The sequence below is a fragment of the Brachybacterium sp. AOP3-A1-3 genome (assembly GCF_052378285.1).
Lineage (GTDB): Bacteria > Actinomycetota > Actinomycetes > Actinomycetales > Dermabacteraceae > Brachybacterium.
The window spans coordinates 224,229-238,530 of sequence record NZ_JBQSXM010000004.1 but is presented as its reverse complement, the minus strand read 5'-3'; the positions used below and the strand labels follow the sequence as shown (position 1 = coordinate 238,530).

Sequence of the window (14,302 nt, the reverse complement as noted above, 5' to 3'; positions counted from 1 at the left end):
CCTGTCGACCTGTCGACCTGTCGACCTGCCGACCTGCCGACCCCAGCCGTCGCCACCGACGTCGCTCGGGGTGACCAGGAGGTCCCAGCTCTCGCCGTCCGATGTCATCGCCGTGCACGGTGCTGATTCGACGGGGTCAGAGGTGTCCTCAGCTCGGTCCGCTGGTCAGGCTGGCACGACTGGTCAGGGCCACCTGGGTGTGGTGGCCCGGACCAGCCGTGCCGATCGGACGGTGCGTGCCGATCGGACGGTGCGTGCCGATCAAGCGGTGCGTGCGGAGACGCGTGGTGCGACGGTGGGGGCGGGGCCGGTGACCTGGACCAGATCGATCAGATCGTGAGCCTCTCCCTCGAGATCGTGAGGCGCGTCATCGCGCTCCACCTCGCTCAGTGCGTCGGCGTCGAGATAATCGAAATGCTCGGCGGCGGTGTCGTGCGTATCAGTGACCTTCATCGGAATCCTCCTGCGGACTTCAGGCGGTCTTCACTGGTCATCGTTGACCAGGTGAGGACAGCATGCCACCACAACCAGGGAAACGGCGGCAAGACACCTGAGTTTCCTGTGGATAACGTGCCTCGGGGAGGAAAGGTCGTCGTGCGGGCAATTCCGGATGATCAATCCCGCGAGTCCGAGACGCGGGAAAAGCCGGTTAGCAGACGACCGGTTCAGGCCATTCGGGCGAGTTCAGGCCAGTTCAGGCCAAGTCAGCCCAGTTCAGCCCGGTTCAGGCAAGTCCGTCGAAGCCCGGGTCAGTGGTCGTCGTCGCGCCCAGGCGTGGGATCCCCGTGCTCGGCGCGGTAGCGGTCGTCCTCCGCGTCCTCATCCGTCGTCGACCCGTGGCGGGGACGGAAGCCCAGGATGATCCCGAGGACGATACCCGCCGCGAAGCCGAAGGCCGCAGCTGTCACCAGGTTGTCCGTCATCGTCAGCGCGATGCCCATCCCCACGATGAAGCCGATCAGCATGCCGAACGGCATCCAGGTGGCGTCGAAGGAACGGTGCTTCTGCGGAGTCATGCTGCCTCTGTTCGATGTGGCCCTGCGGTTCGATGTGGCCCTGCGCGGGCCGCGCGGGTGGGGCGTCCCTCGAAAGCCTAGCCGGGAGCCGCCCCGAGGGATCCCTCGTCGGGAGCGGACGCTGTGGAAGCTCGAGAAAGGTCTCATCGCCGGGAACGAGACGTATCCCGCGCACCGGAGACCCAGCGCGGTTCCCCGGTAAAGTCCCTGTGTGACTGCTTCCCCGACCACCCTCCAGGCGCTGCGCCATCCTCACCTCCTGACCACCGAGGTGCTCGCCGGGGCGGTGACAACTCTCGCCCTGATCCCCGAGGTCATCTCCTTCTCGGTGATCGCGGGCGTCGACCCGAAGGTCAGCCTGATCGCCTCCGTGGTCCTCGCCGTCTCGATGTCGATCCTGGGCGGCCGGCCCGCCATGATCACTGCGGCCGCCGGCGCCGTCGCCCTCGTGGTGGCCCCGCTCGTGCACACCCACGGCGTTGAGTACCTGCTGCCCACGGTGATCGTCGCCGGCGTCATCCAGATCCTCTTCGGCGTCACCGGTCTCGCCCGGATCATGCGCTTCATCCCCCGCTCGGTGATGATCGGCTTCGTCAACTCGCTCGGCATCCTCATCTTCACGGCCCAGTTGCAGCATGTGCTGGATGTGCCGACTGCGGTCTACCCGCTGTTCGTGCTCACCCTGGTCATCGTGCTCGTGCTGCCGCGCCTGACCAAGGCCGTGCCGGCGCCGCTCGTGGCGATCGTGGTGGTCACCGCCATCGCGATGATCGCCCACCTCGCCGTCCCGAATGTCGGCGACCAGGGCGAGATGTCCGGCGGCCTGCCCGGTCTCACCCAGCTCCAGGTGCCGCTGGACCTCGAGACCCTGGGCATCATCGGGCCCACGGCGCTCAGCGTCGCCTTCGTGGGCCTCATGGAGACCCTGCTGACCGCGAAGCTCGTGGACGACATCACCGACACCAGGTCCTCCAAGAGCCGCGAGTCCTGGGCGCTGGGCACTGCGAACATCCTCGCCGGTCTCTGGGGCGGCATCGCCGGCTGCGCCATGATCGGGCAGACCGTCGTGAACGTGAAGCTCGGACGGGCTCGCACCCGCCTCTCCACCTTCATCGCCGGCGTGCTGCTGCTGATCCTGGTGACCGTGCTCTCGGACCTCATGGCGCAGATCCCGATGGCCGCGCTCGCCGCCGTGATGATGGTGGTGGCCCTGTCCACCGTCGACGTCCACAGCATCAAGCCGGCCACGTTGAAGCGGATGCCGCTGTCGGAGACCTTCGTGATGCTCGTGACCGTCGTGGTCGTGGTCCTCACCCACAACCTCGCGATCGGCGTCGCCGCCGGCGCCGTGCTGGCGATCCTGCTCTTCGCGAGGCGAGTCGCGCACGTGACCACCGTGGATCGCCTGGTCGGGGACCAGGGCGCGGCGTACACCGTGCGCGGGCCGCTGTTCTTCGGCAGCAGCAACGACCTCGTCGAGCAGTTCCACTACGCCGAGGATCCCCCACGAGTGGTCGTGGACTTCTCCGCCGCCCAGATCTGGGACGCCTCGACCGTGGCCGTGCTCGACTCCGTGCAGGCCAAGTACGCCGAGCACGACATCGAGGTGCGCTTCACCGGGCTCGATGAACGCTCCACCGGGTTCCATGGACGGCTCACGGGCACGCTGAACTGAGAGGCGGCCCGAAGGGGCCGACGCGCTGTGCAGCGGCATCGGGCCGCTGGTGCTGTCGCTGTCGGATCGCTGGCTGTGCCGGGCGACGACGAATTTTCGTCGTCCTGCGTGGCCCAGGGCCTCGCGCTCGTCACGGACGTGAGGTCCGGGGCCAAGGCGCCGTGCCGGCAAAGAGCGATGCGATGACAGGTGTCAGCGCCGGGGCATGCATCCCGAGACGATGCGGCGGGACCTCACCACGGCATCACCTCCGGGATCGGGTCCGCTCCGAGCACGTGCTGGTCGCAGAAGGCGAGCATCGCCTGGTTCCAGGCCAGGGCGTTGGACGGGGTCAGCACCCAGTGGTTCTCGCTGGTCAGCTGCAGGAAGCGGTGCGGCATCGTCTCCGGTTCGCCGTCCCAGCCCGAGACCAGGTCCCACCACAGGCGCAGCGCCTCGCTGACCGGGACGCGGTAGTCGCGGTTGCCGTGCGTGACCAGCATCGGTGTGGTGATGGACGCGGCGGCGCGGTGCGGGGAGTACTGGCGATACCACTCGGGCACCTCGTCCTCGTGGCGGTGCACGCGCATCTTCGAGGCGGCCGCGTCAGTGGTGCGGTGCTGCTGCTCGAGCGCCCACAGCCCGGCATGGGTGACGATCGCGTCGAAGCGGTCGGTATGCCCGGCGATCCAGTTCGCCATGAACCCGCCGAACGATGCCCCGAGCATCGCGGTGCGGGTGTCGTCGAGCTCCGGGCGCGGCAGCACGGCGTCAAAGAGCGTCTCGCACTCCCGGAAGACGACGTCGGGCAGGCGCGGCCAGCCGCGGTTCAGGCCCTCGTCCCCGTAGCCGGTGGACATCGCCGGATCCGGCATGAGCACCGCGTACCCGCGCTCGACGGCGAGCCACGGGCACCAGCGCCAGCTCCACGCGTTGTACGAGCCGTGCGGACCGCCGTGGATCCACAGCATCACCGGGGCCGGCTCCGCGGCAGACGCCGACGCGGGAACGCACAGCCAGCCGCCCACGGTGATCCCGTCGACGTCGGTCTCGACCCATTCCAGCGTGCCGGGGAGGGCGCCGACCGCGCCCGGGGCGGGCAGCTCGCGGGGCGTGGCGTCGGCGGTGATCCGTACCGGGCGGGACGGCGTCCCGACGTCGTTGCGCAGGGCGAACAGCGTGCCATCTGCCGCGGGGGCGAGCGCGGAGAAGACTCCGTCGGCCGCGACCGTGCGGGAGGCGCCGCTGGTGGGGTCGATCGCGAGGACCGCTCCGGAGGAGTGCAGGTCGCCGGCCACGAGCAGGGACCCGTCCTCGGCCCAGGCCAGGTCGCCGATGCTCAGGTCGCCGAGCTGCGCCGTGACGGGCTCGCCGCCGCCGATCGGATGGATCTCGAGGTGGCTGTAGCTGGTGTCCGTCGGGCTCGACGCGGTCGAGCGGATCACGGCCAGATGGCTGCCGTCCCGGGAGAACAGGGGAGCGCCGAACTGGGCCTCGTCGTCAGCCTGCAGCAGCACGACCCGCCGCAAGGTGGCGGTGTCGATGAGCACGATCGAGCTGCGGGTCTCCCCGCCGCGCACCCGCTGGGTCCAGGAGGTCGCGACGGTGGAGGCGTCGGGGGAGAGGTCCGCGGAGGCGGCGTGGAGCGTCACCGTCCCGACGTCCGGGGTGAGATCGGTGAGGTCGCCGTCGGTGCTGACCAGCACCAGGCGTCGGCTCTGGTCGCCGATCTCGTGGTCCCACTGCCGGATCGGCATGCCGGTGTGCCAGATCGTGGTCTGCTTCGCGTCCTTGCGGGCCTTCCGACGCTCGGCGTCATCCTCGAGGGCGCCACCGGGCAGCACGCTGGTCGCAGCGAGCATCGTGCCGTTCTCCGCGACGCCCAGCAGGGTCAGGCCCGCTGCGGCCGACGCGACCACCTGCGCCTCCCCGGTGCGGGGCAGGCGCCAGATCGCGGCGGTGTCGTCCTCGGCCTCGCCCTGCGGGTCCGGGCGAGCAGAGCTGAACAGCACCGAACCGTCCGGGGCGAAACGCGGGGAGCTCTCGCCGCTGGCGGAGAAGGTGAGCCGACGGGCCGGCTGGTCACCCGCCGGATCCAACTCCCACAGGGAGGAGACGAGCTTCGCGCCGTTCTCGTCGGCCTCCTGGATCGCGGCGACCACCCGGCCATCGGATCCGGCAGCGAGCGAGGCCAGGCGCGGGATGCGCAGGAAGCCGTCGATGTCGGAGAAGTTCGAGAAATCAGAGGACCCCGCAGATTCCGAGGCCGGAGCGTTCGCCGGGTCCTCGGGGGAGCGGGCCATGGAGGGGGTGGGAGCGTCTGTGCTCGAGGTGGAGGAAGGCATCTCGTCACGCTACCGGAGTCGCCAGGAGAGAACGCTGCGGACCGTCTGCGGACTCCTGGGGCCACGAAGAAAGGTCAGGACGCTGCCGCAGCGCCCTGACCCGATACGTCCTTCGTGCCCCCGAGACGATTCGAACGTCCGACACCCGCTTTAGGAGAGCGGTGCTCTATCCCCTGAGCTACGGGGGCCATCCTGCCCGGCCGATCCGTCATCCGACGTCGCACGGGCGCGCTCATACTAGCGCCCATGGCAGGATCGGAGCATGTCGAGCCAGCTGCACGAGACCACTGCCACCACCATCGCGATCGTGCTGGCGGGCGGCGCCTCCTCCCGGCTCGACGGCACGGACAAGACCCGGGTGCAGGTCGCAGGAGCCACGACACTGGAGCGGGTACTGCGCTCGGCGCACGTCGACCGGCGGATCGTCGTCGGCCCCGCCGGGGACGACGGGCCCGATCTCGCTCGCAGCCACGGCGCCCGCTTCGTGCACGAGGACCCGCCCCGCTCCGGGCCCCTCGCCGCGCTGGCCCGCGGTGTCGCCGAGATCCCCGGCGGAGAGGGCCCGAGCGATGACTCCGACCGCGGCGTGACCGTGCTTGTGCTCGGCGGGGACATGCCCCTGCTGCGCGCAGAGACCCTCACCGCGCTGGTGTCGACCAGCGCCTCCGAGCAGAAGGTCGCGGCCCTCGCCGGGTCCGACGGCCATGTGCAGTACCTCTGCGCCGCCTGGCCGCTCGCACGACTGCGCGCTGCACTGGGAGTCCTCGAACAGCCTGAGGGCGGCTGGGCGAACCTCAGCCTGCGCCGCCTCTACGACCAGCTCGGGGCCGATGAGCTCCTCACGCGACAGGCCGCGGGGGCGGAGGCCTCCGATATCGACACCCCGGAGGCGCTGGATGCGGCGCGCGACGCGGCCGGCCCCCGCATTGCCCTCGCCCAGATCGAGGTCTCCGAGGATGCCGAGGTCACGCGGGGAACCGTTCGCGCCGCGGTGGCAGAGGCCGCAGCGGCCGGAGCACAGCTCGTGCTGCTGCCCGAGGCCACGCTGACGCCGTTCGGCACTGACCTGCGGGCCGTGGCAGATGGCCACCATGCCTCTTTCGAGCAGCTGATCCAGGAGCTCGCCGATGCGCATCATCTTGTCGTGGTAGCCGGCTCCTTCACCCCGGCAGACGGCGACCGCGTGCACAACACGGTGATCGCCCGCGGCCCTGACGACGAGAACGGTCCTGCCGACGAGAACGGTCCTGCCGACGAGAACTGTCCCGCCGACGAGCCCCTTGCCGCCGACGCGGCCGGGGCAATCGGCGAGCCGGGTGCCGTGCGGGCCGAGTACCGCAAGATCCACCTGTTCGATGCCTACGGATCCCGCGAGTCCGAGACCGTCGCCCCGGGGGAGGAGCTGGTCGTGATCGACCTCGGTGGCGCCCGGTTGGGGATCGCCACCTGTTACGACGTGCGCTTCCCGGAACAGTTCTCGGCGCTCGCCCGGCGAGGCGCGCAGGCGATCCTGCTCCCGCTGGCCTGGGCCGACGGCCCCGGGAAGAGCGAGCAGCTGCGTCTGCTGCTGCAGGCTCGCGCCCTGGACTCCACGACCGTGGTGCTCGCCGCGGACCAGGCCCCGCCGGCGCAGTACACCGGCAAGGCGGCGCGGGGGATCGGGCAGAGCGCGGTGATCGGTCCGCTCGGGCAGATCCGCCAGGAGCTCGGTCGGGAGCCGGGCCTGCTGGTGGTGGACCTCGACCTCGAGGAGGTCCGGGACGCGAGGGCTGCGCTGCCGGTCCTCGAGCACGGCGTTCCCCTGCCCCGGGACTGAGTTCCAGCACCCGCTGCGACGTCGCTCACCGCCCCGTCGCCGTCCAGGAATCGCCCCCGGTCGCTGGCGTAGCCTGCTCGCGTGATGCTCTCGACCGGCCCTCGTGCCTCCGCTCTGCCCGCTTCTGTCCGTCCCGCCTCCCTGCTCGCGCTGTGCGCAGCGACGATGCTCGCCGCCTTCGCGATGCTCTCGATCCCGGCCTACGCCCACGACACCCTGATCTCCTCGGATCCGGCCGACGGCGACACGCTGGAGACGTCGCCCGAGTCGATCACCCTGACCTATTCCGCGGACATCCTCGAGGTGAGCCCCGCGGTGCGGATCGTCGACGAGGCCGGCGAGACCGTGGCCGATATGGAGCCGACCGTGGACGGCCCCGAGGTGACCGCCGAGCTCGCGGATCCGCTGCCTGCCGGCGACTACACGGTGCAGTGGCGGGTCGTCTCCAGCGACGGGCATCCGATCGAAGGCTCCGTGGACATCGCCGTCGAGCAGGACCCTGCGGGAGAGGACTCAGCTGACCAGGACTCTGCCGCGCCGAGCGACGGTGGTGGCGAGGGTGCAGCGACCGGGTCGAGCGACGCCGGGGGTGCAGACGAGGCCGCCGGCTCGTCGGACGCAGGGGGCTCCTCGGGTGCCACGGGTGCTGAGTCCGGTGAGGACTCCGGGGCCACCGAAGAGAGCGGCTCCGCGATGCCGCTGCTGCTGGGCGTCGTCGGGATCGTGGTGGTCGCAGCCGCTGCCGCAGCGTTCTTCGTCCTCCGCAAGCGCAGCTGAGCGGACGGCGCGAGCAAGGAAACGCCCCCGACGCCGTAGCGTCGGGGGCGTTTCGCAGTCACGCGGGGGAAGGGGCGATCAGTTGCCCTTCTTCTCACCCTCGTCGTCGCCGCCGAGACCGAAGCGGTCGCGAGCGGCGTCGGCGCCGGTGTCGACATGCTTGTCGAGGTTGTCCGGAGTGCGCTCCTTGACCTGGTCGCTCGCGGCGTCCAGGCCCTGGTTCACCTTGTCCGGGTTGTCTCCGGCGAAGTCCTTGGCCTTGTTGAGCGCGTCATCGAAACCCATGATCAGTGTCCTTTCGTTCGCGGTCACGCCCCGTGCGGGGCGACATCGCCAACTTACGTCCCGGCAGGTCGTGTCTCAAACGTGACCACCTGATTCCCTTCACCTCTGACGGTTAGTGACCGGAAGCCCGAAGAGTCGGGACGAGATGCGCAATACTGGGTGCGTGAACCCGCGTATTTCCAATTCTGACCAGAAGTCCGGGCGGCCAGACGCGCGGCCGGACGTGCGGCCGGACGGGCAGTCCGGAGCGCCTCGAGCCCGGCAGCCTGCGGACCGCAAGGACCGATCGGCGCGCTGGGACCACGTGCTCACGCTGCTGTCGACGACCAAGCGGCTGTCGGTGTCCGAGGTCGCCGCGGAGCTCGGGATCAGCGAGTCCACGGTGCGTCGTGACTTCATGGAGATGGAGCGTGCCCAGCTCGCCCGTCGCACCCACGGCGGCATCATCGCGATCGACGTCGCCTATTCCCTGGCCACGGTGCCGCGCACGACCGACGAGGGCTCGGCGCAGCGGGAACGCGTCGCGGGCCGCGCCGCGAGCCTGGTCGAGCCCGGACAGATCATCGGCTTCAACGGGGGGCGCACCACCACCTCCACCGCACGGCGTGCCGTGGCCCGGCCGGACATCGACTCCCGGGACGGGACCCCGGGGCTCACCGTGGTCTGCGCCGCGCTGAACATCGCGACGGAGGCCGTGCTGCGGCCCTCGGTGCGCACGGTCGTGCTCGGCGGCGTCGCCGAGCCGTACTCCTTCGAGCTCACCGGCCCTCTCGCCACGGCGACGATGCGCGACCTCTGGCTGGACACGATGTTCGTGGGCACCGTCGGCCTCGATATCCACGCCGGGCTCACCTGCAACTCCGATGCCGAGGCCGGTGTCACGCGCATCATGATCGGGCATTCCCGCCGCGTGGTCGGGCTGGCGACGGCGGACAAGGTCGGCCACCGCGCCCTCGCCGGGATCTGCCCGGTCTCGGTCCTCACTGACCTCATCATCGCCGGCCCGGTCCCGGACGATCTGCGGGCGCATCTCGAGGAGACCTCGGTGCGTCTGCACGAGGTGTGAGGAGGAGGTGTGAGCAGGCACGCCCAGGACTCCCGGGCGGCCACGGCACGCCTGCGCGAGCAGATGCCCGCCTCCCGGTAGCGTGATGCACTATGTGGAATCTCCTGCGCGGCAAGAAGCGCCCTGCCAGCACGGCCGAGGGTGCGGGCCGTCGCGACGACGCCCTGTCGAACCTGGCCCGTGAGAGTCGGGCCTCTGCGAGCACCTCCGCGCAGGCGGCCGAGGACGAGGCGGACGGGCGCCTTCACGGCGACCGCGCCGAGGGCGCTGGAACCGCTGCGGAGAGCGCGACGGACGCCCCGAGCACGAGCCGTTACGACCTGGTCGTCGAACCTCATCTCGACGAGGTCGGCGCCGGGATCGCCCCCGAGCAGGACGAGGACGACCTCCCCTCCGAGCCTCGCGAGCACCGCCCGCTCAGCCGCGAGGACCTGGTCGCCGACGCCCTGGACAGCTGGGCCCAGCAGATCACCGGCGGGGTCACCGCGCCGTCCTTCCTCACCCAGATCCGGGCCGGCTCGACCGTCCTCGAGCTCACGCACTCCCATCCTTCCGGGCTCGCCCAGCTGCTCGCCGGCCATGGTCCGACGCGCCTGTCGTCCCTGGTCCGCGAAGTCGGCGCCCTGGCCGACGCGAGAGCCCATGCCCGGACCATCCGCGAGATCGCCGAGCGGCATGCCGAGGAGATCGGGCTGACCACCTGCCATCTCGGGATCGGTGAGGCCACCTGGTTCCCCGAGGACGGCTCCGAGCCGATCCATGCCCCCGTGCTGGTGCGTCCGATCACCCTGAGCCTGCGCGGCAACGCCCGCGAGGACGTCGACCTCGAGGTCGACACGACCGCGGATCTGAACCCGGTGCTGCTGCGTTCCCTGCGCGAGGCCGGTGTCGCCGTCGACGCCCGCGCCCTGCTGGCCACCACCGACGGCTCCCACGGGTTCGACCCCAATCCTGTGCTCGACGCCTTCCGCTCCCTGGGGCAGCCCCTGCCCGGGTTCCGCATCACCCACGCACTGGTGGTCGGCAACCTCATGGACGCCGCCGGATCCGTCGGCGAGGACCTCGCGGCCGACCGGCCCGACTGGGTGTCCTCGCCCCTGGTCGCGGCCCTCGCCGGGGACGCCGAGGCCCAGGCCGTCGTGCGCAGCGATGACGCGGACCAGGAGGTCCCCGAGGTCCCCGAGCACGAGCTGGTCTCCGCCGTCGATCCCGATCATCGCGCCGTGCTCGCCCGGGTGCTCGCCGGTCAGGATCTCGCGGTCGCGGCGCCCCCGGGCAACGGCAGCCTCGATCTCGTCGTGGACCTCGCCGAGGAGCTCAACGCCCGCGGCCGAAGCGTGCTGATCGTCTCCCAGCGCCGTCGGAACCTGGCCCAGCTCGTCGCGACCGCGCAGCGCAGAGGCCTCGAGGAGCTCGTCTTCGACCTCTCCCCGGACCCGTCGCTGCAGCGCAACGCCTCCGCGGCCCTGCTGCGCAGCCTGCGCCGCGCCGGGTCCCACGCGCTGGGCCCCGAGGACGCCGCGCCGGCGGAGCTCGCGGAGATGCGGGACATCCTCGTGGGCCACGTCGAGGCGATGCACCGCCTCCAGCAGCCCTGGAACGCCTCCGCGCACGACGCGATCTCCGCGCTCGCCGCTCTGACCCGTCTGCGCCCCTCACCCCGAACCCAGGTGCGGCTCCGTGCGGATGTCGCCGCCCAGATGATCGGCGACGACCGGGACCGGTACTCGGACGCCCTGCGAGAGGCCGCCGAGGTGGGCGTGCTCACCACCGGCCCCGAGGAGACCGCCTGGTACGGAGCCCCCATCAGCTCCGACACCCAGGCCGCCCGCGCCGAGGAGCTCGTGGACCACCTCCGCGAGGAGATCCTGCCGAAGCTTCGCGAGGTCACGACCCAGACCGGTGACGACCTCGGGCTGGCGGCGCCCGCCACGCTCCAGCAGCTCACGGAGCGGCTCGGTCTGCTCGACCGGGTGCGGGCGCTGCTGGGCACCTTCCAGCCCGCCGTGTTCCGGGCCCCGCTGCCGGATCTCGTCGCCGCCACCGCCGACAAGGCCTGGCGCCTCGAGCACGGCGTGACGATGGGCTTCGGCCTGCGTCGTCGGCTGCGGAAGGACGCCGCCTCCCTGCAGCGCCCGGCGGCGCTGTCCCCGGATCTGTACCGGGACCTCAGCGAAGCGCGCCGTGTCGCCGACGAGTGGCATCGGGTGGCAGAGACCCCCGTGGTGCCCCCCGTCGCACCCGCCGCCGCGGCCGGAATCTCCCCGCTGTCCGACGGCGCTGCCGAGCCCGGGACGGCCGTCGAGCCCGGGACCGCGGCCGAGCCGGGTGCCGCCGCTGAGCTGGGGACCACTGCCGTGCCGGAGGCCGCTGCCGACACGAGGACAGCTGCCTCGACGGACACCGCCGGCTCAGCATCCGGCTCAGCATCCGGCTCAGCACCCGCAGCCACCCCGTCGACCCCGGTGCTGCCGGCCGATCTGGACCGGGCGCACCGCATCGCCGAGCGCACCCAGAAGACCCTCGACGAGCTGGCCGTCCTGCTGGACGGCACTGCCACGGGATCGGATCTGGCCCGGACCGACCTCGACGAGCTCGAGCGTCGGGTCGAGGCCCTCGCCGCGGACCGCGCCGACCTGGAGAGCCTGCCGCGCCGCACCGAGCTGCTGCGTCGGCTCAGCTTCGACGGGCTGGGGGACCTCGTGGAGGACCTCCGCACCCGCCGCGTCCCGACCGAGCAGGTCGGCGCGGAGCTCGAGCTGTGCTGGTGGGGCAGCGTCCTGGAGCTGATCGCCGGCGCCGAGCCCACGATCTCCCAGTACGACGGGACCTCGCTGTCGGAGGTCGCCGAACGCTTCCGCCGACTGGACCACGAGGACCTCGCGGGGGCATCGGCCCGCGTGCATGCCGCGGCCGACGAGAACCGGGTGCGGACCATGAAGTCCTACCCGGACACCTCCCGCGCCGCGATCGCCGAGCTCGCCCGGTCCTCGACCGTGTCGATCCGGGACCTCGCCGCGAAGTACGAGGACATCCTCTTCGCGGCCCGCCCCACCTGGCTCGCCTCCCCGTACCTGGTCGCCCAGGTGCTCCCGCGCGGACGCCACTTCGACGTGCTCATCGTGGCCGACGGCGGGCGTCTGCCCACCGCCGCCGCACTGCCGTCGATCGTGCGCGCCGAGCAGACCGTCGTGGTCGGCGACCCCCTCGAGTACGGCGGGGATGCCGCTCCGAGCCTGCTCGACGACATGCTGCGGATCGCGCCCCATATCGAGCTGCTGCGCGATGCGCACCACGCGACCGAGGGACTGCGCGGCTTCGCGCAGCGCCGGGCCCTGGTGGGCGAGGTCGCCGCAGTGCCCAGCCCGGTCGTGCCCGAGCAGGACCGGCTGATCGTGGTCGAGAACGGCCGCGGCCCGGTCACCGAGGGCATGGAGTACGTGGAGAGCACCGAGGCGGAGCTGCGCCGCGTGACGGATCTCGTCATCGAGCATGCCCGTACCCGGCCCGAGCGCTCTCTCGCCGTGCTCACCTTCACGGAGGAGCACGCACGCCGGCTCATGGAGCGGATCATGAACACCGTCTCCGTGATCCCGGCGCTGCGGGACTACTTCGATCCCGCCGCCCGCGAGGTCTTCACCGTGCTCCCGGCGGCGCAGGCCACCTCGATGGTGCGCGACGACATCATCGTCTCCGTCGGCTTCGGGAAGACCCCACACGGACGCCTCCTGCACCGCTTCGGCCCGCTCTCCGAGGCCGGCGGCCGCAAGGCGCTCGCCACCGTGATCACCCGGGCACGCGGACGCACCACCGTGGTGTCCTCGATCGACGTGCAGGACCTCGACCACGCCCGTCTGCGCAGCGAAGGGGCACGCGATCTCCGCGCCATGTTCTGGGTGCTGCGCGGGGGAGCCGACGTCGCCGTCGTCCCGCACGTCGCTGCGCTGACCGGCCGCGAGGACCCGATCGACCCGCCCGAGCCCGAGCAGCCCAGACAGTCGCCCGCAGCCACGGCCCCGACGGTCGACGCCACACGGACAGGAGCCGCCGCTCCTGCTGATGGCTCCAACCCTTCCGCTGACGGCTCCCTCGCTTCCGCCGACGGCTCTGCACCGACGCAGGACACCACGTCGGACCTTTCCGACGAGGACCTGGACGCGGCCATCGCTGCGGCCATGGCCCGCAAGTCCGCCGACTCCCCGGACAGTGCAGACCCTGCTGCGGAGACGCCCGTCGAGGCCCCCGAGCGCGTTGGGTCAGGATCCGGATCCCACCAGGTGGCGAACGGTGAGAGCGCGAGGGAGGGCGAGAGCCCGTCGGACGCTGAGAACCCGGCAGGCGATGAGAACCTGCCCGATGCCGAGAGCGTTCCTGCCGACGAGATCCCGGAGCCCGTCGCCCCGCGCCAGCTGGAGACCGACGCCCTGGTGCGCGATCTCGCCGACCGGCTGTGGCGGCTCGGGCTGCTCGTGGAGAGCGACTTCGGGCTCTCCTCCGACCGCATCGAGCTCGCTCTCGGCCACCCGGATATGCCGGGCAGGCTCCTGGTCGCGGTCGACACCGACGGTGCCCGCTATGTGGGCACCGCCAGCCAGCGCGAGCGTGACCGTCTGCGGGCCGAGCGGCTCGAGGCGGCCGGCTGGGCGACCGAACGAGTCTGGTCCTGGGCACTGTTCATCGACCCCGACGGCGAGGCCGAGCGGATCCGCCGGGCTGTCGAGCGGGCACTGCGCCTGGTCCAGTCCGAGGAGCTCTCCGAGTCCCCGAAGGGCGTCGGGACCGTGCGGCACCGCCAGCCGCGCCCGCAGATCCCTGCCGGCCACCAGCTCTCGTTCTACTCGAGCGAGGACTTCGACGCGATCGTGGAGTACATCTGCTCCGACGGCCGTGCTCGCCTCGAGGAGCACCTGGCCACCGAGGTGCGCAGCTTCCTCGGCTTCGAGCAGCGCTCCGTGCTGCTGGACGTCTCGGTCTCGAGCGCGATCCGCCGTTACCAGGAGCGGCAGTGACCGAGCAGGGCGCCGGGAGCGCAGGGGGCGCCGGGAGCGCGGAGACGCCGGAGGCCCCGCGGGGCGCTGATTCCCGGCGCGCCTCCGGTTCCGGGTCCAGCAGGCGGGTCGTGATCTCCTCGGTGACCGGCAAACCGTTCCCCTGGGACGACGAGAGCCCGGCCGAGCGGCCGGCGACCTCGAAGGAGCGTCGGCCGGTCCTGCCGAACCGGGTCGCGGAGGATGCCCCGGAACCCGGCACCGACGAGTCCAACGACGCCCGCATCGCCGGCGATGTGCCTCCGCACTGGGGTCGCGGACGCTGAATGTCCCGCGGGAATGGGGGCCGTCCAGG

The 14,302-nt window shown here is 71.6% G+C and carries 10 protein-coding genes and 1 tRNA gene; 6 read left to right on the top strand and 5 right to left on the bottom strand.

Annotation, left to right across the window (positions count from 1 at the left end; genetic code table 11):
- Window positions 1–261 precede the first annotated feature (261 nt).
- Both ACT3T5_RS08310 and ACT3T5_RS08305 read right to left on the bottom strand, forming a co-directional pair.
- Entirely contained in the window at window positions 262–453 is a 192-nt protein-coding gene (locus ACT3T5_RS08310) for a hypothetical protein (RefSeq protein WP_443351266.1), read from the bottom strand.
- Window positions 454–749: 296 nt separating this feature from the next.
- The gene (locus ACT3T5_RS08305) at window positions 750–1,016 is read right to left on the bottom strand and encodes a hypothetical protein (RefSeq protein WP_444577997.1); all 267 of its coding nucleotides are present in this window, start codon (window positions 1,014–1,016) and stop codon (window positions 750–752) included.
- Between the two features lie 211 nt (window positions 1,017–1,227).
- Between ACT3T5_RS08305 and ACT3T5_RS08300 the strand changes: the two genes are divergently transcribed.
- Window positions 1,228–2,691 (top strand): SulP family inorganic anion transporter, encoded by a 1,464-nt coding sequence (locus ACT3T5_RS08300; protein WP_444577998.1) that lies wholly within the window; start codon window positions 1,228–1,230, stop codon window positions 2,689–2,691.
- Between the two features lie 233 nt (window positions 2,692–2,924).
- On the opposite strand, the gene ACT3T5_RS08295 is transcribed toward ACT3T5_RS08300, so the two are convergent.
- Both ACT3T5_RS08295 and ACT3T5_RS08290 read right to left on the bottom strand, forming a co-directional pair.
- Complete coding sequence (locus ACT3T5_RS08295) at window positions 2,925–5,015, bottom strand: alpha/beta fold hydrolase (protein WP_444594125.1); 2,091 nt, start codon at window positions 5,013–5,015, stop codon at window positions 2,925–2,927.
- 115 nt (window positions 5,016–5,130) lie between these two features.
- Window positions 5,131–5,203, bottom strand: a tRNA-Arg gene (locus ACT3T5_RS08290).
- Window positions 5,204–5,277: 74 nt separating this feature from the next.
- Here ACT3T5_RS08290 and ACT3T5_RS08285 point away from each other — a divergent pair.
- Both ACT3T5_RS08285 and ACT3T5_RS08280 read left to right on the top strand, forming a co-directional pair.
- Window positions 5,278–6,831 (top strand): nitrilase-related carbon-nitrogen hydrolase, encoded by a 1,554-nt coding sequence (locus ACT3T5_RS08285; protein ID WP_444578000.1) that lies wholly within the window; start codon window positions 5,278–5,280, stop codon window positions 6,829–6,831.
- An 84-nt stretch (window positions 6,832–6,915) separates the two neighbouring features.
- Window positions 6,916–7,608 (top strand): copper resistance CopC family protein, encoded by a 693-nt coding sequence (locus tag ACT3T5_RS08280; RefSeq protein WP_444594228.1) that lies wholly within the window; start codon window positions 6,916–6,918, stop codon window positions 7,606–7,608.
- Window positions 7,609–7,686: 78 nt separating this feature from the next.
- On the opposite strand, the gene ACT3T5_RS08275 is transcribed toward ACT3T5_RS08280, so the two are convergent.
- Window positions 7,687–7,893, bottom strand: a complete 207-nt coding sequence (locus tag ACT3T5_RS08275; protein ID WP_444578001.1) for an antitoxin — start codon at window positions 7,891–7,893, stop codon at window positions 7,687–7,689.
- Window positions 7,894–8,056: 163 nt separating this feature from the next.
- Here ACT3T5_RS08275 and ACT3T5_RS08270 point away from each other — a divergent pair, with 163 nt between their 5' ends.
- The 3 genes from ACT3T5_RS08270 (at window position 8,057) to ACT3T5_RS08260 (ending at window position 14,273) form a co-directional block, all read left to right on the top strand.
- Window positions 8,057–8,959: a DeoR/GlpR family DNA-binding transcription regulator gene (locus tag ACT3T5_RS08270; RefSeq protein ID WP_444594124.1), complete on the top strand. Its 903-nt coding sequence runs from the start codon at window positions 8,057–8,059 to the stop codon at window positions 8,957–8,959.
- Window positions 8,960–9,051: 92 nt separating this feature from the next.
- Entirely contained in the window at window positions 9,052–13,968 is a 4,917-nt protein-coding gene (locus ACT3T5_RS08265) for a hypothetical protein (protein WP_444594123.1), read from the top strand.
- Window positions 13,965–14,273 carry a hypothetical protein gene (locus ACT3T5_RS08260; protein WP_444578004.1) on the top strand — a complete coding sequence of 103 codons (309 nt, stop codon included), beginning with the start codon at window positions 13,965–13,967 and terminating at the stop codon, window positions 14,271–14,273. The genes ACT3T5_RS08265 and ACT3T5_RS08260 overlap by 4 nt, the downstream gene beginning before the upstream one ends.
- Window positions 14,274–14,302 lie beyond the last annotated feature (29 nt).